We start from the raw sequence: 19,597 nt of genomic DNA, 5'->3' as shown, positions 1-19,597 counted from the left end.
TGAGCGCCTCGTTATAGGCGGGCCAGTTCCGGGTCTTGTAGGCAGGAGGCGTAGGTCTGCTCATGCCGCCCAGCTACCATGCTGGATTCTCAAGATGAATCCCTCAGGCAATTTGTGCAACAGAGCCTCGGGGATGCCCCAGTTCTGCCCGACCTGCTGGCGCAGATCCCGGCTGAAGAGGCGATCGGTAGTGTCACCGCCGACGGCATCTATGACACCAAAGGATGTCACACCGCCATTGCGGCCCGAGGTGCCGATGCCCTCATACCACCACGACGAAATGCCAGGGCCTGGAAGGGCCACGATCCCGGCCTGCAGGCCCGCAACGAAGCGCTACGTGCCTGCAAGCGGTTCGGACGGGCCAACTGGAAGAAATGGTCCGGATATCACCGACGAAGTCGCGTGGAGGCCAAGATGAGATGCGTCAAACTCCTCGGCGAGCGCATCATAGCCAGAGACTTCGACAGGCAGGATGCAGAGGTTCAAATCCGCATCGCACTCATGAACCGCTTCACCTCACTCGGGGCGCCCGAGACTGTCCGCATGCGCTGAAGATAGCCGGGAAAGGGGCACATGCGGCCTTAATCGGAGTAGCGCAACAAAGCCGGGCCGCGCGGGTCGGCTCTACGATGCGCAATTCGGCAGGCTGCGGTGGCGTGAGGTGTGGCACGAGGCGCCGAGCAACATGGGATATGTGCAATGCGTGGCATTCGTAATGCCGCAGCCTGTGGCGCGTGCTTTCACGCGGCGGGCGAGAGCGGGCATGGCTCCACGCAGAGGTAGTGATGCAGGCGGGGCGGCCGGGATCCCGCCCCGGGGCTGAAAGGGGCGGCCCGCCGCGGGGCCGCCGCAAGGCGGGTCAGATGCCGTCGCCGACGAAGGCCTTTTCAACGACGAACTGCTTGGGGTCGCTGTTCGCGCCTTCATGCAGGCCAAAGCCCTCGAGGATGGCTTTGACATCGACGTTGAAGGCCAGCGAGCCACAGACCATGGCGCGGTCTTCTTCCGGGTTCATCTGCGGCAGGCCCAGATCCGCGAACACCTTCCCCGAGGACAGGTTGTCGGTCACGCGGCCCATGCGGGTGAATTCCTCGCGTGTCGTGGTGGGGTAGTAGAGGAGCTTGTCGCCGATCATCTCGCCGATCAGCGGGTCTTCGGCCAGATGTTCCACCAGCGCGCGGCCATAGGCCAGCTCGGCCACCTCGCGGCAGGTGTGCATCATGATGACCTGATCGTATTTCTCCCAGGTCTCGGGTTCGCGCAGCAGGCTGGCGAAGGGGGCAAAGCCGGTGCCGGTGGACAGAAGCCACAGCCTTTTGCCCGGCAGCAGCGCGTCATGCACCAGCGTGCCCACGGGCTTGGGCCGCAGGATGATCTCATCCCCCACCTTGATGTGCTGGAGCTTCGAGGTCAGCGGGCCGTCCGGCACCTTGATCGAGTAGAACTCCAGCTCTTCATCCCAGGCGGGCGAGGCGATGGAATAAGCGCGCAGGAGCGGTTTTCCGTTGTCGCCCAGAAGGCCGATCATCACGAATTCCCCGGACCGGAACCGCAGCGACGCCGGTCGCGTCACCCGGAACGAGAACAGCCGGTCGGTCCAATGCTGCACGCTGGTCACGGTCTGCGCATCGGGCAGGTGGGGCTTGGCGGGCTTTTCGGTGGTCATCGGCGCAATCTCTGTCGTCATCGGGCAGGCCTTGTTCTAGGGCAGGGCAGGGCCGGTGAAAAGCCCGCCGCGCTGCGGCATCTTATGCCGATCGGTGAATATATCAGGCGCGCAGGCGGCTTTGGTAGTCATGCGCCGTCCAGGCGGCGCGGAACTTCCATTGCTCTTCCGGCTGGCGTTGGGCCAGATCATCGGGGATTTCCGCCCCGTCAAACCCGACCCGGCGGATCATGGCATATTGATCGGCGATCACGGGGCCAAGCGCAAGCAGGCGTCCGGTGTAACCGGCCATCCGCAGCCGCCGCGCCACAGTGAAGGCCCTCCCGTCCGAAAACGCCGGGAATGCCACCCGGATCAGCGTGAGCCGGTCGAGATACGGGCGCAGCGCTTCCGGGTCGTCGGTGTTGGCGAGGTCGACCTCGGTCGCGCCTTCGATCTCTGTCAGACCGGGCAGGGTCCGGTCATTGGCGGGCTGAAACCCGCTGTCGGTGACGATCACGCTCATGCTGCTGAAACCTCCTCAATCGTTCGCGCCAACTGTTCAGCCTCATCCTGCGCACTTGAGACGCCCCGAACCTGAGCCATTTGGGCAGGCGGCAGTCCTGAGAGGAGCGCTGCATGATTCGAGATCATGAACAGTTCGAGCTTTTTGAACACGGCTTTGCGGCCAATTGCCTTCGCAAAGGTCTCGGAGAACAGGCTACGCTTGAAGCGCTGTGCCAGTTTCACGGATACGACTTTAGGGTAAAGGACTGCCGTGTCCTTCATTTCCACTACGTCGTAACGGCCGTCAGTGGGAACTGCGCGCCTCACGCTCACGCCGCGTTCTCCTGATTGCCGCGGACGGGTTTGCCGTTCACGAAGTGGATGCCGCATTCCGTCTTCTGGCTGCCGCGCCAGCGGCCCGCGCGCGGGTCTTCGCCGGGCTTGACCGGGCTGGTGCAGGGGGCGCAGCCGATGGACGGGTAGCCCTTGGCCACCAAAGGGTGACGGGGCAGGCGGTTGTTGACGATGTATTCTTCCAGATCCTCGCGGCCCCAATGGGCCAGCGGGTTCACCTTGATGCGGAAATCGCCTTCGTTTTCGAAGAAGTCGATCGTACCGCGGTCGGCGTTCTGGAACCGTTTCCGCCCGGTGATCCAGCCGTCAAAGCCCGCAAGCGCGCGCTCCAGCGGTTCCACCTTGCGGATGTTGCAGCAGCTGTCGGTGCTGAACTGGTGCAGCGTGCCGTCGGGATCCTCGAATTCGACCTTCTTCGGATGCGCCCGGATGGTGCGGATGTCGCAGAGCGCCAGCTTTTCGGCCAGCTCGCGCTGATAATCCAGCGTTTCCTGAAACAGCATGCGGGTGTCGACGAACAGCACCGGCGTCTCGGGCGCAATGACCGAGACGAGGTGCAGAAGCACGACCGATTCCGCCCCGAAGGAGGAGACAAGGGCCACCTGACCCAGATCGTCGTCCTTCAGCGCATGTTCCAGCACGGCGGTGGCCGAATGGTGCCGGTAGCGCGCGTTCAGCGCGGCCACCCGTTCTGCCACCGGGTTGCGGTTCAGGTCACGCGGCATCCTTCGCGCCTTCTCCATCGTAGAGCGCGGCCTTGAACGGCTCCATCCCCACGCGGCGGAAGGCGGCAAGGAAGGTCTCGCCCGGGCCATCACGCAGTTCCAGATAGGCGCGCAGGATCCGCTCCACCGCGGGCACCACCTGATCATAGGCGAAACCGGGGCCGGTCTTGTCACCGATGGCGGCATCCTCCGCGCCCGATCCGCCAAGCGTCAGCTGGTAGTTCTCCACCCCCGCACGGTCGAGGCCCAGAATGCCGATATGGCCGACATGGTGGTGACCGCAGGCGTTGATGCAGCCGGAAATCTTGATCTTCAGCGGGCCGATCTCATGCTCCAGATCCAGTTCCTTGAACCGGATGGCCAGTTCCTGCGCCACCGGGATCGACCGGGCGGTCGCCAAAGCGCAGTAATCCATGCCGGGGCAGGCGATGATGTCGGACAGCAGCCCGACATTGGCGGTGCCAAGGCCCGCCTGCACCAGCGCGGCATGCACCGCGGGCAGGTCGGATTTGTGGACATGCGGCAGGATGATGTTCTGCTCATGGCTGACGCGCAGGTCGCCATGGCCGTAACGCTCGGCCAGATCGGCCATGACGCGCATCTGCGCGCCCGTTGCATCGCCCGGGGTTTCGCCATGGGCCTTCAGGCTGATGGTCACGATGGCATATTGCGCGTTCTTGTGCGCGGTCAGGTTGGTGTCGGCCCAGGCCCGGAAGCTGGGATCGGCCTTGTAGAAGGCGTCATAGCCATCCACCGGCGCATTGCGGAAGGCGGGCGGGGCGAAAGCCTCTTTGATCTCTGCCAGCAACGCCTGATCCGCGCCGCCGAACAGCGGGCGCAGCTCGGCAAACCGGGCCTCGATCATGCCGCGAAGGGCGTCTTCGCCGACCTCGCGGATGGTGATCTTCACCCGCGCCTTGTACTTGTTATCGCGGCGGCCCAGCGTGTTGTAGACGCTCAGCACCGCCTCGACATAGGGCAGCAGGTCCGGTTCGGGCAGGAACTCCCGCACGGTCAGCCCCAGAAGCGGCGTGCGCCCCAGACCGCCGCCGACAAGGACGCGGAACCCTGTCTCGCCCGCGGCATTCTTCACCACCTGCAACCCGATGTCATGCGCGGCGATGACCGCGCGGTCCTGTTCGGCCCCGGTGATGGCGATCTTGAACTTGCGCGGCAGGAACTGGAATTCCGGGTGATCGGTGGACCACTGGCGCAGCAGTTCCGCCCAGGGGCGCGGATCGGCGATCTCATCCGCGGCGGCACCCGCAAAATGATCCGCCGTCACGTTGCGCACACAATTGCCCGAGGTCTGGATGGCATGCATCCCCACATCGGCCAGCGCGCCCAGCATCGCGGGCACATCGGTCAGCTTGGGCCAGTTGTACTGGATGTTCTGCCGGGTGGTGAAATGGCCGTAGCCCTTGTCCCAGGTCTCGGCGATATAGGCCAGCTGCCGCATCTTGGCAGGCGACAGCGTGCCATAGGGAATGGCCACCCGCAGCATATAGGCGTGCAGCTGCAGATACAGGCCGTTCATCAGCCGCAGCGGACGGAATTCATCCTCGCTCAGGCTGCCATCCAGACGCCGCTCCACCTGCTGCGAGAACTGGGCCACCCGCTCGCGCACGAAGGATTCGTCGAATTCGCTGTAATCATACATGGCTGCGCTCTGCCTGTTTTCCGTGGAAGTAGTTCGAGGGGCCGCGGGTGCGGAACTCCTCGCGGAAATGGGTGGGTTCGGGGCCGTCGGGGCCGGGCTTGGCATCGGCCAGATAGGGGCCGACCACAAGAAGTTTCTGCGACGCGGCATGCAGCAGCCGCAGCTGGGCATGGGCCTCGTCCTCGATCAGCTCGGCCTCATGGTGGTTCAGCGACCAGCGGTCATCCGCGGTCAGATAGACGACATCGCCTTCCCGCAGCAGATTGGCGGTGACGACTTTTGGCGTGAAGCGGCGGCTCATGCGCGGGCCTCCAGAACGGGAATTGCAACGGCGGCCGCGCGCGGGGCAAGGCCATAAAGGATCACGGCGGGGCCATCTACGGCGGCAATGGCAGAGGGCAGGGTGGACAGCTGACAGCCGATCACGCGCTGATCGGCGCGGCTGACGTTTTCCACCACGGTGACGGGCGTGGCCCCGTCGGCGCCGTGCATCATCAGCCGGCCCTGAATGAACCGGGCGGATTTCTTGCCCATGTAGATCGCCGCCACCTCGCCCGCACGGGCCAGACCGCGCCAGTCCTGCTCGGCAAAGCCCTGCATGTCATGGCCGGTCACGATCCGCAGCGCGGCATTGCGGCCGCGCTTCGTCAGGCTCTGGCCGATCTGCGCCGCGGCCACGCTGGCCGAGGTCAGGCCGGGCTGGATGCGGAACGGCAGGCCCGCGGCCTCCAGCGCCTCCACCTCTTCGTCCAGACGGCCGAAGATGCCGCAATCGCCGCCCTTCAGCCGCACGACGCGCGCCCCGGTCAGCGCCTGCGCCACCAGAACGGCATTGATGTCGGTCTGTGCGGCCGAGGGGCCAAAGCCCTCTTTGCCCATGTCGATGCGGCGGGTGTTTTCCGGGATCAGCGCCAGCACTTCCGCGCCCACCAGCCGGTCATGGATCACCACCTCCGCCGCCTGCAGCGCCCGCAGCGCGCCAAGCGTCAGATGCTCGGCCGCGCCGGGGCCGGCGCCGACAAAGACGACCGGCTGCGGCACGGCGGGGATCAGGCTGGAATCGAACATGGCAGGACCCTTTGGACTGCCCTTGATATAGAACTTTTTCCCGTATCCTCGCCATACGCCCTTGCAGATAAGGACATATGTTCCGATACTGCGGCTGAGAGGAACCCGGTTCCGCCACCTCAGGGATTTCAGGAATGACCGCCCCGCTGGACGATCTGGACAGGAAAATCCTGTCCGAACTGCAAAAGGATGCCGCGCAGTCGCTGGACGAGATCGCGCGCAAGGTGGGCAGTTCCAAGACCCCGGTCTGGAACCGCATCCGCCGGATGAAGGAACAGGGCGTCATCACCCGGCAGACCGCCATCCTCGATCCCGAGGCCCTGGGGCTGGAGGCCTGTTTCTTCGTGCTGATCCGCACTTCGGAGCATGAGGCCGACTGGCAGCGCAAATTCCTGAAGGCGCTGAAAGAGCGGCCCGAAGTGCTGGAGGCGCACCGTCTGGCGGGCGATATCGACTATATCCTGAAGGTCCGCGTCCGCAACGCCCGCGCCTATGACACATTCTATCAGGCGCTGATCTCCGAGGTGAAGATTTACAACGTGACGGCCCTTCTGAGCATGGAAGAGATCAAGTCGACCACCATCCTGCCGGTGTGAGTTGCGGCACCGGCAGCAGGGGGCGCTGCCCCCTCGGCCTGCGGCCTCACCCCCGGGATATTTTTGAACAGACGAATGTGGAGAGGCGTGCCTTCTATTCATCTGTTCAAAAATATCCCGGGGGGTGCGGGGGGCTGGCCCCCCGCCGCGCTGTCAAACAGGCGCCACCATCAGCCGTTGCAAGCCGTGGAAATGGAACACATCCGCATAGGCGGGCTGTTCGGTCAGCCGCAGGCCGGGCAGGGCCGCGAAAAGCTTTGGCAAAGCGATCTGCAGTTCCAGCCGGGCGAGCGGGGCGCCCACGCAGAAATGCAGGCCCGCGCCGAAGGTGACGGCGGGTTTCACCGGGCGGGCAGGGTGAAAGCGGGCGGGTTCGTCCCAGACCTGCGGGTCGCGGTTCGCCATGGCGAGGAGAAGGCCCACCTGTTCGCCGCGGCGGAAGCTCTGGCCCATGATCTCGATGTCTTCATAGGCCCAGCGGGTGAAGAGATGCAGCGCCGGATCGAAGCGCAGGATTTCTTCGACCGTCGCGGCCACGAAATCCGGCGCCAGCGCGGCGGCGGGAGTTCCGGTTTCCAGCAGCGTCTTCACCCCGTTGCCGATGGTGTGGACGGTTGCCTCATGGCCTGCGTTCAGCAAGAGGATGCAGGTGGTGATCAGCTCTTCGGTGGACAGCTTCTCGCCCTCGGCCTCAGCGGCGATCAGCTGGGTGATCAGGTCATCGGCCGGGCGCGCACGGCGTTCTTCGACATAGCCGCGCAGGAAGGCGCTGAACTCGGCGGCGGCACTGCTGGCGGCGTCTTCCATCGCGCGGGTGCGCCGGGCCTGATACATGCCGACCATGGCATTGGACCAGCGCAGAAGCTCGGGCGCCATCTCTTCGGGCACGCCCAGCAGGCGCGCGATGATGCGCACGGGCAGCGGCTGGCCGTAATGGGTCAGCAGGTCGAAGTCGCCCGGCGGGAAGGCGGCGATCAATTCGTCGCAGAGCGCGGCGATTTCCGGCCCAAGCGCCGCGATCCGGCGCGAGGTGAAGGCGCGCAGCACCAGATTGCGCAGGCGGGTGTGGCGGGGCGGTTCCAGTTCCAGCATGGAATGCGCCTCGACCGCGTAGAACGGTGCCTGATGGGCGGGGATCTCGGGCGCCAGTTCCGGCGGCACCTCGCGCCCGAAGCGGCGGTCGCGCAGGATCGCATTCACTGCCGCGGCATTGCCGGTACAGGTCAGTGCATAATCGGCCCAGAGAAAGAACGGCCCCGCATGCCGGGCGGTTTCATAAAACGCATAGGGGTTCTGGACGAAGGCGGGGTCGGTCGGGGGCTGGTGCAGGGTTTTCATGGCACGGTTTTGCGGGTGAAGGGCAGCGGGATCAAGCCCTGCGCGATCAGGACGCCCAGTCCCACCAGCGCCGCGGCGGCCACCGGCAGCCAGTTCCACGCGCCGCCCATCAGGAAGAAGATCACCATCACATAGAACGGCGCCAGATTGATGTGCAGCGAGGAGGCGCCGATGCCCAGACGCTCCACCGAGATGATCCACAGATACTGGCTGACCGCCAGCGCGCCGACCGAGAAAGCCAGCAGGGCCGCGACCTCCCGCCATCCCCAGCCCGAGAAATCCGGCAGCGCCGTCTGTCCGCCGATGACCGGCAGCGCCGACAGCAGCGTCAGCGCGATGGCTGCGCCCGAGATCGTCAGCGCCGTGCGCCCGATGGGGGACAAAGCGGGGAAGGCGGTGACGGTCAGGCGAGAGCCCACGGTGAAGGTCAGAACCGAGCCAAAGCAGAGCAGTGCACCGAACCCCATGCTGAGCCCGCCAGCGGAGAAATCCAGCCCCAGCACCCCGCCCGCCAGCGCAAGGACAAGGCCAAGGATCAGCGCAGCCGTCACCCGGCGGCCGTCCAGTACCACCTCCAGCGCCATGCCGACAACCGGCATGGTGGCCGAGATAACCGCCGCCGTCACCGCGCCGCCGCGGGCCTGTCCCATCACCAGAAACCATGCGCCGAAGCCCAAGAGGCTGCCGACCGCGATGCCCTTGCCCCAGGGCGCCCGCGCCAGCGCGGCGGGTCCGTCCAGCGCCAGCCACATCGGCAGAAGCGCGGCGGCGGCCAGGATCATCCGCAGCGCCGCCAGCTGTTCGGAGCGGAGAAGCGGAATGATCAACTCGGCCGCCGGAAGCCCCGCGGCCCAGATCAGCATGGAGATCATGCACAGGAGATTGGCGGTGGCGACGCCCTGACGGGGCGCCGCGGGCGGCAGGTCGGTGGTGTGCGCGGTCATGGCGACAGAATGCCCGATGCGCCGTGCCTGTGCTGGCCTGCCCGCGACCTTTGCCGGTCAGGCCGCGGCGGAAAGTGCCGCGACGATGGCGCCGAAATCGGCCGCCTTCAGGCTGGCCCCGCCGACCAGTGCGCCATCCACATCGGTGACCGCGAAGATCTCGGCCGCGTTCGAGGGCTTGACCGATCCGCCGTAAAGCAGGCGCATGCCCGCGGCCTCGGCCCCGAAACGGGCGGTCAGGGCGCGGCGCAGGAAGCCGTGGACCTCGGCAATCTCGGGCAGGGTGGGGGTGCGGCCGGTGCCGATGGCCCAGACGGGTTCATAGGCGATCACGGTATTTGCCGCCGTGGCGCCATCGGGCACCGATCCGGCCAGCTGGGCCGCCACCACATCCAGCGCGCGCCCGGCGTCCCGCTCTCCCTCCGTCTCGCCCACGCAAATCACGGCGATCAGACCGGCGGCCCAGGCGGCCTGCACCTTGGCGGCCACCAGCGCATCGGTCTCGCCATGGTCGGCGCGGCGCTCGGAATGGCCAAGGATGACATGGCCCGCGCCCGCATCGACCAGCATCAGGGCCGAGACGTCACCGGTATGCGCGCCCGAAGCCTTGGGGTGGCAGTCCTGACCGCCCACCATGACCGGCGTGTCCTTGGCATGCCAGACCATCTGCGCGATCAGCGTGGCGGGCGGGCAGAGCAGCACCTCGCATCCGGGGGCAGGATGGGCTTCGGCCAAGGCCTTGACCTCGGCCAGCGCGGCGGCGCTGCCGTTCATCTTCCAGTTTCCGGCGGCCAGTTTGCGCATGCGTCTCTCCCTGTCTGATCCCCGGCGGGTGGGGCCAGTCAGGGATGGCAAATTCCGGGCGGCCGCGCAATGGCCGGGGTGACGCACAGGGGGGGGGCGCCTGTCCCGTGTCGTCGTACTACAGAAATGCCAGCGGAAGGGGTGGTCTTAAAGGGGCGGGTTCTGAAACCGTCGCGGGACGGGGCGCTGTCGGATGTGCCCCGGGGTCGTCCGGAGCAGGCCGGTCCTTGAACTTGCCCGAAGCGCGGTGGCGTCAGCCGGCGGGCTGGTCCTTGAACTTGATCGACTCGCCGCAGCCGCAGGCTTCGGCCACGTTCGGATTGCGGAACACGAATTTCGATTCCAGCAGGCTGGTCTCATAGTCGATTTCGGTCCCGATCAGGAACATCTGCGCCATGGGCGCGATCAGCACGCGGGCGCCGTCCTGTTCGACGATCTCGTCCAGCGGGTTCACCTCGCGGACATAATCCATGGTGTATTCCATGCCCGCGCAACCGCCCTTTTTCACGCCGATGCGCAGGCCCTGACTGCCGTCACGGGTCATGAGCCGGGAAATCTGCCGTGCGGCGGCAGGAGAGATCGAGACGGCGGCCTTGCCGGGAATGCCGAACATGAGAAATTCCTTTCGTCCCGCCAAGGTAGGCATCCTGCGCGCCGGGATCAAGCGCCGCGCAGAAGCGTCTTACATGAAGCCCAGTTCCAGCCGCGCCTCGTCCGACATCATGTTCATGCCCCAGGGCGGGTCGAAGGTCATATGCACATCGACCTGCTTGACGCCCGCCAAAGGCTCCACCGCATCGGCGACCCAGCCCGGCATCTCACCCGCGACGGGGCAGCCGGGGGCGGTCAGGGTCATGGTGATGTCGACCGCGTTTTCTGCGTTGATCTCAATCGTGTAGACCAGACCCAGATCGTAGATGTTCACCGGGATTTCCGGGTCGAACACGGTGCGGCAGGCATCCACCACGCTGTCATAGAGCGGATGGTCGGTCGAGGAGGGGCGGATCAGCGGCGCGCCCTCGACAGTGGTCGAAGAGGTGGCTTCCATCGCAAGGGTCCTGCGGCTGGGGAGGGTTGTTGACCGAATATATAGGGAAACCCGGGGCCAAGGTCCAGTGGCCCACGCCACGGCTCAGAACAGATAGCGCGCAAGCCCCGTGCGGCTGAGCACGAAGGCCAGCGCGGCGGAGCCGCACACCGCCCAGAGCCAGACCACGGGCGAGGGCAGGTCGGTATAGCGGAAGGCCAGTGCGACAAAGGCCACATGCAGGAAATAGATGCCGCCGGACTGGTCCGACAGGGCACGGCTGGCGTGGCGCCGGGGGGATTGCAGCGCGGCCAGCGCCAGCGCGGGCGCGGCCAGTGCAAGGCTGGCCATCAGATCATGCGGCAGGCCGCGCGGCAGAAGGCCAAGCGCCAGCGTCTCCCCGCACAAAAGCAGCACCCCCGCCACCGCAGCAATGCGGACGGTCTTCGGCGACAACCGTTCGGCCAGCCCTTCGCGGCGGATCACGAAACCTGCGATCAGGCAGGGGAGCGACAGGACCAGCGGATTGCGGTTCAGGTGTAACGGGTCCTGAAAGGCGCCGGGTGCGGTGAAAAGGCCCAGCATCAGCCCCCAGGAGAGGAGCAGCCCCAGCCCGAAACTCGCCCCGGCCAGCACCAGAAGCCGCCGCGTGCTTTGCCCCGTCAGCGGCACCAGAACGGCGCCGGCCATGAAAAGCCCCGCGAGATACCACAGGTGCCAGTAGCCGAAGACGAAAAAGCGCATTGCCTCGCCCGGGGTGAAGCCGGGCAATAAGGGCCAGTAGACGGGCAGATACAGCGCCATCCACACGGCATAAAGCCGCAGCACCCGCCACAGCCAGCTGCGCCCGCGCCCGGCCAGAACGGCATCATGCAGGTAATAGCCGCTGAAGATCAGAAAGACCGGCACGCCCAGCCGGAACAGGCCCTCGGCGGTCAGGAGATGCACCATGCGGCCCAGACCATCGAAGGGATCGGCATGGATGCCGACCACCATCATCGCCAGGGCAAGCTTGACCAGATCGACCGCAAGGTTACGTCCGGGGGCGCTGCGCTCCGGGGGCAAGATTATCTCCCTGTCGCAGCGGCCTCAGCCCGGCTCAGAACGGAATGTCATCATCCAGATCGTTGCGGGGGCTGCTTTGGCCGCCCCGGCTGCCCGAAGAAGAGGAGGACGAGCCGCCACCGCCACCGCCGCCATAGCCCCCGGCACTGCCGCGGTCGTCATAGCCGCCGCGGTCATCGTAACCGCCCGAGGCAGCGCCGCCGCCGCCTTCGCCGCGGCCGCCCAGCAGGGTCAGGTTGCCGGAGTAGGGGCGCAGCACCACCTCGGTCGTGTAACGCTCCTGCCCGGACTGGTCCTGCCATTTGCGGGTTTCCAGCTGGCCTTCGATATAGACCGTGCTGCCTTTGCGCAGATATTGCTCAGCAATCTTGGCCAGCGGTTCGTTGAAGATCGCGACCGAATGCCATTCGGTCCGCTCCTTGCGTTCGCCGCTTGCACGGTCGCGCCAGGTTTCCGAGGTGGCGATGCGCAGGTTCACCACTTTGCCGCCGTTCTGGAAGCTGCGCACCTCCGGGTCGCGGCCGAGGTTCCCGATGAGAATCACCTTGTTGACCGAACCTGCCATGCCACGCCTCCTGATTCCCGTGCCGACCTTGCCTCAGACAAGGTTAACACTGTCTTTTGCGGCCTCCAGCGGCCGCCGCTGACCGGGATATACGCGGCGGTCCGCGCGGCTGCAACCGGGGTGGCATCGGCGGCGTTCCGCCGGTTTTCCGGGCAGAGGGCCCCGCGGGTGGGGAAAATCCGCGCTGGAAAAAGCGGCGCCGTTCCGTATGATCCCCCGGATTGTGCAACAGCCGGGATTTCCGCATGAGGCGCGCAGGGCTTTCGCTTGTGATGACATTGGCCGCCGCCACGGCGTCCCCCGCGCTGGCCGAGGGGCTGAAGCTGTCCGGTTCGTCCAAATCGCGGCTGGCGATCTTCGAATCCCAGAGCGATCTTCTGGATGGCAAACTGTCAAAGCAATACAGCGGCTCGACCAAGCTGACGCCGAAATACAAGAAGGGCGACACGGCCGAGGCTTCGGCCGACGTGCCGCGCTACAAGGGCAGCTACAAGGGCGAATATCTGCAGGTCGCCAAGGATCTGGCGCGCAAGCACGGTATTCCCGAAGACCTGTTCCTGCGGCTGGTCCAGCAGGAATCCGGCTGGAATCCCGGCGCGGTCAGCCCGAAAGGTGCCACCGGCCTTGCGCAGCTGATGCCTGCGACCGCCAAGAAGCTGGGCGTGGATATCGACGATCCGCATCAGAATCTGGAAGGCGGCGCGCGCTACCTCAAGATGATGTATGACAAATTCGGCACATGGAAACTGGCGCTGGCCGCCTATAACGCAGGCCCGGGCGCGGTCGAGAAATACGATGGCGTGCCGCCCTATGCCGAGACCGAGGGCTATGTGAAGGCTATTCTGGGCTGAACGCGCCTCTGCCGCAGCCGCGCAGGGGGGCGCTGCCCCCCGTCCTGCGGACTCCCCCCGGGATATTTGGCCCAGTATGAAAGACCTTTGCGGTTTCATACTGGCAAAAATATCCCCGCCGGAGGCAAGTCCCGGCATGCCGGGACTTTCTTTATTCCGCCGCGATGGTGATCACGGGCTCCATGCCGGCAAGGATCTCCGGCGCGAGATGGCATTTGATGCTGTGTCCGCCTGCCAGCACCTGTACCGGCGGCACCTCGCGTTCGCACAATCCGCCGGGCACCTGTGATTTCCACCGGCAGCGGGTCTGGAACGGGCAGCCAGGGGGCGGGTTCATGGCGGAGGGGATCTCTCCCTCCAGCACGATGTGCTTTTTCTCGACATTGGGGTCGGCGATCGGCACCGCGGACAGCAACGCCTCGGTATAGGGGTGGTAGGGTGGCGCGAAGACCTGATCGGTCGTCCCCATCTCGACCACATGGCCCAGATACATGACCATGACCCGGTCCGAGAGGTAGCGCACGATCGACAGGTCGTGGCTGATGAAGAGAAGCGTGGTGCCGTTGTCGCGCTGGATGTCCATCAGGAGATCGGTGACGGCGGCCTGTACCGAGACATCGAGGGCCGAGACCGGCTCATCCGCCACCACCACCTTGGCGCCGCCGGCAAAGGCGCGGGCGATGCCGACGCGCTGCTTCTGACCGCCCGACAGCTGCCGCGGCATCCGTTCGGCAAAGGCGCGCGGCAGTTTCACGAGGTCGAGAAGCTCCAGCATGCGCTGCGACCGTTCGGCATCGGATTTGCCCCAGCCGAACACCTCCAGCGCGCGGATGATCTGGCGGCCGACGGTCATCGAGGGGTTCAGGGTGTCGAACGGGTTCTGGAACACCATTTGCACCTTGGAGATGGTATCGGCGCCGCGTTTCTGGATCGGCGTCGACTGCACATTCTCGTCGAACAGCATGATATGGCCCGAGGTGGCGGTCTCCAGCCCCATCAGCACCTTGGCGAAGGTGGATTTGCCGCAGCCGGATTCGCCGACGATGGCCAGCGTCTCGCCCGCGCGGGCCTCAAAGCTGAGCGTTTCATTGGCCTTGACGACCTTGGTCAGGCCGCCCCCGAAGGCGCCGGTGGAAATCTCATAGTATTTGCGCAGGTCTTCCATCCGCAGGACGACCTCGCCCGGGGGGCGCTTTTCGCGGGTATTGGCATGGGTGGGCGGGGCTGCCCAGTCGATCTCATCCCAGCGGAGGCAGCGGGTTTCATGCCGCGTCAGGCCTGGCACGGGTTCCATCGGCACCTCGGCCGCGTCGCAGCGCCCGGCCTGAAAATAATCGCAGCGCGGGCCGAAATTGCAGCCCCGGGGGCGTTCATGCGGCAGGGGGAAATTGCCGGGAATGGCGATCAGCGGGCGCGCGTTCTTGTCGGCACCCGGCAGCGGGATTGCGCGGAACAGGGCCTGCGTATAGGGGTGGCGCATTTCGGTGAAGACTTCGGCGACATTGCCGGTCTCTACCGCCTCGCCCGAATACATCACGGTGATGCGGTCACAGACTTCCAGGACGAGGCCGAGGTTGTGGCTGATGAACAGCATCGAGGTGCCGTATTTCTGGCCGAGATCCTTGACCAGATCGACGATCCCGGCCTCTACCGTCACATCCAGCGCGGTGGTGGGTTCATCGAGGATCAGCAGCGCGGGCCGCGCCATCAGCGCCATGGCGATGACGATGCGCTGCTGCTGGCCGCCCGAAAGCTGATGCGGATAGGAGTTCAGCATCCGGTCAGGATCGGGCAGGCGCACATCGGCGACGATCTGGCGGGCGAGGTTCCACGCTTCGGCCCTGGCCATGCCCTGATGGATCATCGGCACTTCGGCCAGTTGTGCACCGATCTTCATCGCCGGGTTCAGGCTGGCCATCGGCTCCTGATAGATCATCGCGATCTCGGACCCGCGGATCGTGCGCAGCTGATCGGCGGTCATATGGGTCAGGTCGCGGCCCTTGAACTTGATCGAGCCGCCGGTGATGCGCCCGTTGCGGCCAAGGTCGCGCATGACGGCCAGCGCCACGGTGGATTTGCCGCAGCCGCTTTCGCCCACCAGCCCCATCGCCTCGCCCGCGCGGACGATGCAGGAGAAATCCATCACCGCAGGGATTTCACGCAGCCGGGTGAAGAAGGAAATCGAGAGATTCTCGATTTCAAGGATCGGCTGGCTGGGGTCCCAGGATGTGGTCGCATCGGCCATGGGTGTCTCCTTTGGCTGAGGGCGGACCGGGGCGCTGCCCCGGACCCCGGGATATTTATGAACAGATGAATGCGGCAGGGTGCAGCTTCATCAGTCCTTCAGGCTTTCTTCGCGCAAGCCATCGGCGAGGAGGTTCAGGCCGAGGACGAGGCTCATGAGGGCAAGCGCGGGGACGACGGCGGCATGGGGATAGATGCCCAGAAGCTTGCGCCCGTCGTTGATGGTCGATCCCCAGTCGGGGCTTTCGGGCGACACGCCGAGGCCGAAGAAGCCGAGCGTGCCGAGGAGGATGGTGGTGTAGCCGATCCGCAGGCAGAAATCGACGATCAGCGGGCCGCGGGCATTGGGCAGGATTTCCCACAGCATGATATACCACGGGCTTTCGCCGCGGGTCTGGCCGGCGGCTACATAGTCGCGCGCCTTGATGTCCATGACAAGGCCGCGGACGATGCGGAAGACGCCGGGCGAGTTCACGAAGACCACCGAGACGAAGACATTCAGAAGGTTCGGGTCCATCGCCCAGAGGCCGGTCGGGTCGGCGTTGAAGGCCAGCCCGGAATAGGCCCAGAGCCCGAAGACGAGCACCAGCCCGACATAGAGGTTGCGCTTGGCCGGGTCGGTGCGGAACCGCGACTGGAACAGCACGGCAAGGAACACCACCGGGAACAGGAACAGCACGGCGGCGAAATAGACCGGGATGCCGGTCGCCACGATTTCCGGCGTCACCAGCAGGTAGAACAGCAGGATGACGGGGAAGGCGAGGACGAGGTTGGCCAGGAAGGACAGCAGCGTGTCGAAGCGTCCGGCGAAATAGCCCGCGGGCAGGCCAAGGGTGATCCCCACCATGAAGGCGAAGAGCGTGGCGGCAGGCGCGATCTTCAGCACGTCGCGCGCGCCCATCACCATGCGGCTGAACACGTCGCGGGCCCGGCTGTCGCCGCCGAACAGATACCACGGATAGCTGTTCTCGCCCGGGGCGGGCAGGGCGGCGCCAGGGAGCGCATTCTTCAGCCCCGACAGCTGCGTCAGCGGGTCATGGGTGATGATCAGATGGGCGAAAAGCGCGGTGAAGGCCCAGAACATCACCAGGGCGAAGCCGATCATCCCCACCGAGGAATCAAACAGCTTGCCGTAAAGTCCCAGCCGCCGCTTGTAGCGCATCGACAGCATGAAGGTGACCGCCAGCGCCGCCCAGACCGGCCAGAATTGCCAGATCACGCGGCCGATGATGGCGGGCCAGGACAGATCTTCCATCGCGTCTCTCCTCAGGCCAGGCGGATGCGGGGGTTGAGGAAGACGTAGCCGATGTCCGAGATCAGCTGCGTCACGAGAACGACGAAGACGGCCACGACCGAGCAGCCGAGGAGAAGGGGAATGTCATTGTTCCCCGCGGCCTGCACCAGGGTCCAGCCAAAGCCCTTGTAGTTGAACAGCGTCTCCACGATGACCACGCCGTTCAGCAGCCAGGGGAACTGCAGCATGATCACGGTGAAGGGCGCGATCAGCGCATTGCGCAAGGCATGGCGGAACACCACGTCGCGGAAGCGCACCCCCTTCAGCCGGGCGGTGCGGATATATTGCTGGGTCATCACCTCGGTCATCGAGGCGCGGGTCATCCGGGCGATATAGCCGATGCCGTAAAGCGCGATGGTCAGGACGGGCAGGGCAAAGTTCCAGAAGGTGATCTTGTCCATCGCGCTGGTGGCGGTGCCCTGGAACAGTGTCTTGCCGGAAATCCAGCCCATTTCGGCCAGCCAGGGCGAAATGCCCGCCGTGGCGCTGGCGAACAGCGCGATGAAGATCACGCCCGAGACATATTCCGGCGTGGCGGTGGTGGCGATGGCAAAGGTGGACAGCACCCGGTCGGTGCGCGACCCCTCGTTCATGCCCGCAAGCACGCCGATGATCAGCGCGGTCGGCACCATCACGATCATGACCCAGAGCATCAGCCATCCGGTCAGGCTCAGGCTGCGGCCCAGCACATCGGCGACGGTCTGTTTGAAGACGGTGGACCAGCCCCAGTTGCCCTGCAGGATGCCGCAGAAGCGGGCGGCGGTGGCCGGGTCCTCTCCGGCGGCGAAACAGCGGCCGGTGACCGTGCCCTTCGCGGCGTCCGTGAAGGTCCAGCCCGGAACCACGCCCAGCCACTGGCCGTAGCGATAGATCATCGGGCCGGTGTGGCCGTTGCGTTCCAGCCAGCTGGTCACGGCATCGTCGGCCATCCGGACCGAGCCTTCGGATTTGGCCAGCTTTTCCAGATTGGGCGGCAGGTTGGTCAGCCAGAACACGATGAAGGTCAGCGCAAGCGCGGTCAGGACCATCACCCCAAGGCGACGCAGCACGAAGGCAAGCATGGCTTCTCCTCTTCCGGGTCAGGGAAGGCGGCGGATTGGCTGGGGTCCCGGCGGGCTGGACGGGCCGGACGGGAATGAGGAGGAAAGAGAGGGGGCACGTGCCCCCTCCCGTCAGGCCGGATCAGGCGGCGATCCACCATTTGTACTGGTGATGCTCAAAGGTCGCATGCATTTCGCAGCCGCGGACCTTGGGGTCGGTGTGGCGGTAGAGCGAGCGCCAGTAGGACTGGATCAGGACGCCCTGTTCCTGCATGATCTCTTCCAGCCGCTTCATCACCACGCGCCGCTTGTCCGCATCGGCGATGGCCAGCGCCTCGGCCAGCTTGGCGTCGAACTCCTCGTTCGAGAAGGCGCTTTCGTTCCAGGCCTCGCCTGATTTGTAGGCGGTGGCCAGAACCTGCACCCCAAGCGGACGCATGTTCCACTCCGTCGCGCTGAACGGATATTTCGTCCAGTCGTTCCAGAAGGTCGACCCCGGCAGAACCGTGCGCTTGATCTTGATGCCCGCATCACGGATCTGGGCGGCGATGGCGTCGCAGGTGGCGGCTTGCCAGTCATCGTCCAGCGAGATCAGCTCGAACTCGAAATCGGCGCGGCCGGCATCGGCGATCATCTGCTTGGCCGCGGCCGGGTCGACGACCAGCGGCGGCAGTTCGGCATATTCCGGGTGGATCGGGCAGACGTGGTGGTTTTCCGCCACCTTGCCCAGACCGGAATAGCCCAGCTCCAGCACGACCGAATTGTCCACGGCCATCTGCAACGCCTTGCGGACGTTCACATCCTTGTATTCCTCGGCCAGCTGGTTGAAGCGCACGGCGAGCGTGGCCGCGGTGGTCGCCTCGGACTTGGTCCAGCCCATCCCGTCCAGCACGTCGATGAATTCGCCCACGGTCTGATAGGTCGCGTCGATTTCGCCCGAACCGGCCGCCGCAACCCAGGCCGAGGTATCGGTGCCGAGGTCGTAATACTCCACGCGGTCCAGATAGGGGCCGCCGTAGACCTCGGTGCCCCACCAGGGCTGATCGGCCTTAACCAGAACCGCCTTCACGCCCGTCTCAAAGCTTTCCGGCTTGAACGGGCCGGTCCCGGGCGAGGCAAGCGGGTCGCCGTTGTCATAGCTTTTGTGAACGACGGCAGCCGGATAGTCAGCGCAGGAGGCGATCAGCGCGATATCGGGCTGGCTGAGCTTCAGCTTCAGCGTCAGCGGATCGACCACTTCCATCGCATCGGGGCGCACGGATTTGGTGGCGGCATCCTGAATGCCGCTCATCCGGGCGGACATCGAGTTGCCCTCGACATTGCCATCGGCCCAGCGGGTGAAGTTATGGGCCACATCCTCGGCGGTGAAGTCGTCGCCGTTCGACCATTTCACGCCCGGACGCACCTTCATGGTGTATTCGGTCGCGTCGTCATTGGTCTCCCAGCTTTCCAGCAGCATGCCGCGGATCGTGCCGTCATTATTGTATTCGACCAGATATTCCAGCCAGCCGCGGGTGAAGTTGGCGATCTGGCTCCAGTCGGCGGTGCGCGGATCCTTCAGCGCCTTCAGTTCCATCGACATGCGCAGGGTACCGCCCGGGGTGGGGGTCTCCTGCGCCAGGGCCGGGGCATCCATTCCGATCAGCCCGTAGGCCAGCGGCACCGCCACGCCAAGCGCGGTGCTGCGCGCCAGAAACTCGCGCCGGCTGAGCACGCCCGCGCGGCATTCTTCAGCATACATCTGGGCCGCCGGGTGCAGGTGGCTGGCCTCGGTCTTGCTGGTCATCCGTCAGTCTCCCTGTGAGGTTCGGTTCACGGCCCGGGATGGGCCGCCACAACGCGAATGCGGGCCGCCGGTTCACCCCCAAGG

General features: G+C 65.5%; 20 protein-coding genes and 1 pseudogene. 3 read left to right on the top strand and 18 right to left on the bottom strand.

All coding sequences use genetic code 11. The annotated features are described in order from the left end of the window. Positions 1-123: 123 nt before the first annotated feature. A pseudogene (locus ACO2Q5_RS22090) lies at positions 124-552 on the top strand (IS5 family transposase); the annotation flags it as partial. 307 nt (positions 553-859) lie between these two features. Here ACO2Q5_RS22090 and ACO2Q5_RS22085 read toward each other — a convergent pair. The 7 genes from ACO2Q5_RS22085 to cobA form a co-directional block, all read right to left on the bottom strand. After that, on the bottom strand, positions 860-1,687 hold the full coding sequence (locus ACO2Q5_RS22085; RefSeq protein ID WP_423295102.1) for a ferredoxin--NADP reductase: 828 nt from the start codon (positions 1,685-1,687) through the stop codon (positions 860-862). Positions 1,688-1,769: 82 nt separating this feature from the next. Beyond that, a complete protein-coding gene (locus tag ACO2Q5_RS22080; protein WP_423295099.1) occupies positions 1,770-2,171 on the bottom strand; it encodes a DUF934 domain-containing protein in 402 nt (133 codons plus the stop codon). Further along, on the bottom strand, positions 2,168-2,485 hold the full coding sequence (locus ACO2Q5_RS22075) for a hypothetical protein (RefSeq protein ID WP_423295097.1): 318 nt from the start codon (positions 2,483-2,485) through the stop codon (positions 2,168-2,170). The genes ACO2Q5_RS22080 and ACO2Q5_RS22075 overlap by 4 nt, the downstream gene beginning before the upstream one ends. Next, the gene (locus tag ACO2Q5_RS22070) at positions 2,482-3,231 is read right to left on the bottom strand and encodes a phosphoadenylyl-sulfate reductase (RefSeq protein WP_423295095.1); all 750 of its coding nucleotides are present in this window, start codon (positions 3,229-3,231) and stop codon (positions 2,482-2,484) included. The genes ACO2Q5_RS22075 and ACO2Q5_RS22070 overlap by 4 nt, the downstream gene beginning before the upstream one ends. Continuing rightward, positions 3,221-4,891, bottom strand: coding sequence for a nitrite/sulfite reductase (locus ACO2Q5_RS22065; RefSeq protein ID WP_423295093.1), 1,671 nt, complete (start codon positions 4,889-4,891; stop codon positions 3,221-3,223). Before ACO2Q5_RS22065 ends, ACO2Q5_RS22070 begins: the two co-directional genes overlap by 11 nt. Beyond that, entirely contained in the window at positions 4,884-5,192 is a 309-nt protein-coding gene (locus ACO2Q5_RS22060; protein ID WP_423295091.1) for a DUF2849 domain-containing protein, read from the bottom strand. The genes ACO2Q5_RS22065 and ACO2Q5_RS22060 overlap by 8 nt, the downstream gene beginning before the upstream one ends. After that, positions 5,189-5,959 (bottom strand): uroporphyrinogen-III C-methyltransferase, encoded by a 771-nt coding sequence (gene cobA / locus ACO2Q5_RS22055; protein WP_423295089.1) that lies wholly within the window; start codon positions 5,957-5,959, stop codon positions 5,189-5,191. The genes ACO2Q5_RS22060 and cobA overlap by 4 nt, the downstream gene beginning before the upstream one ends. Before the next feature lie 134 nt (positions 5,960-6,093). Between cobA and ACO2Q5_RS22050 the strand changes: the two genes are divergently transcribed. Further along, positions 6,094-6,555, top strand: a complete 462-nt coding sequence (locus ACO2Q5_RS22050; RefSeq protein ID WP_423295086.1) for an Lrp/AsnC family transcriptional regulator — start codon at positions 6,094-6,096, stop codon at positions 6,553-6,555. A gap of 153 nt (positions 6,556-6,708) precedes the next feature. Here the strand turns inward: ACO2Q5_RS22050 and ACO2Q5_RS22045 are convergent, their stop codons facing one another. The 7 genes from ACO2Q5_RS22045 to ssb form a co-directional block, all read right to left on the bottom strand. Then, a complete protein-coding gene (locus ACO2Q5_RS22045) occupies positions 6,709-7,893 on the bottom strand; it encodes a cytochrome P450 (RefSeq protein ID WP_423295084.1) in 1,185 nt (394 codons plus the stop codon). Further along, positions 7,890-8,837 (bottom strand): DMT family transporter, encoded by a 948-nt coding sequence (locus ACO2Q5_RS22040; RefSeq protein WP_423295082.1) that lies wholly within the window; start codon positions 8,835-8,837, stop codon positions 7,890-7,892. Before ACO2Q5_RS22040 ends, ACO2Q5_RS22045 begins: the two co-directional genes overlap by 4 nt. 57 nt (positions 8,838-8,894) lie before the next feature. After that, entirely contained in the window at positions 8,895-9,641 is a 747-nt protein-coding gene (gene tpiA / locus ACO2Q5_RS22035; protein ID WP_423295080.1) for a triose-phosphate isomerase, read from the bottom strand. Between the two features lie 253 nt (positions 9,642-9,894). Next, positions 9,895-10,254, bottom strand: coding sequence for a HesB/IscA family protein (locus tag ACO2Q5_RS22030; RefSeq protein ID WP_423295078.1), 360 nt, complete (start codon positions 10,252-10,254; stop codon positions 9,895-9,897). Between the two features lie 69 nt (positions 10,255-10,323). Beyond that, positions 10,324-10,689, bottom strand: a complete 366-nt coding sequence (locus ACO2Q5_RS22025) for an SUF system Fe-S cluster assembly protein (RefSeq protein WP_423295076.1) — start codon at positions 10,687-10,689, stop codon at positions 10,324-10,326. A gap of 84 nt (positions 10,690-10,773) precedes the next feature. Then, a complete protein-coding gene (locus ACO2Q5_RS22020; RefSeq protein ID WP_423295074.1) occupies positions 10,774-11,733 on the bottom strand; it encodes an acyltransferase family protein in 960 nt (319 codons plus the stop codon). A 34-nt stretch (positions 11,734-11,767) separates the two neighbouring features. Next, positions 11,768-12,298 (bottom strand): single-stranded DNA-binding protein, encoded by a 531-nt coding sequence (gene ssb / locus ACO2Q5_RS22015; protein WP_423295072.1) that lies wholly within the window; start codon positions 12,296-12,298, stop codon positions 11,768-11,770. A gap of 245 nt (positions 12,299-12,543) precedes the next feature. Here ssb and ACO2Q5_RS22010 point away from each other — a divergent pair, with 245 nt between their 5' ends. Beyond that, positions 12,544-13,149, top strand: a complete 606-nt coding sequence (locus ACO2Q5_RS22010; protein ID WP_423295070.1) for a lytic transglycosylase domain-containing protein — start codon at positions 12,544-12,546, stop codon at positions 13,147-13,149. 151 nt (positions 13,150-13,300) lie between these two features. Here the strand turns inward: ACO2Q5_RS22010 and ACO2Q5_RS22005 are convergent, their stop codons facing one another. The 4 genes from ACO2Q5_RS22005 to ACO2Q5_RS21990 form a co-directional block, all read right to left on the bottom strand. Further along, positions 13,301-15,394, bottom strand: coding sequence for a dipeptide ABC transporter ATP-binding protein (locus ACO2Q5_RS22005; RefSeq protein WP_423295068.1), 2,094 nt, complete (start codon positions 15,392-15,394; stop codon positions 13,301-13,303). A 90-nt stretch (positions 15,395-15,484) separates the two neighbouring features. Then, positions 15,485-16,648: an ABC transporter permease gene (locus ACO2Q5_RS22000; RefSeq protein WP_423295066.1), complete on the bottom strand. Its 1,164-nt coding sequence runs from the start codon at positions 16,646-16,648 to the stop codon at positions 15,485-15,487. Positions 16,649-16,659: 11 nt separating this feature from the next. Further along, positions 16,660-17,748, bottom strand: a complete 1,089-nt coding sequence (locus ACO2Q5_RS21995; protein WP_423295064.1) for an ABC transporter permease — start codon at positions 17,746-17,748, stop codon at positions 16,660-16,662. A 121-nt stretch (positions 17,749-17,869) separates the two neighbouring features. Further along, complete coding sequence (locus ACO2Q5_RS21990; protein ID WP_423295062.1) at positions 17,870-19,513, bottom strand: ABC transporter substrate-binding protein; 1,644 nt, start codon at positions 19,511-19,513, stop codon at positions 17,870-17,872. Between the last annotated feature and the right edge of the window lie 84 nt (positions 19,514-19,597).

Source organism: Neotabrizicola sp. VNH66 (assembly GCF_049445895.1).
GTDB lineage: Bacteria > Pseudomonadota > Alphaproteobacteria > Rhodobacterales > Rhodobacteraceae > Pseudogemmobacter.
Note: the sequence above shows the minus strand (reverse complement) of the source record. Positions and strands in the feature narration are given on the sequence as shown.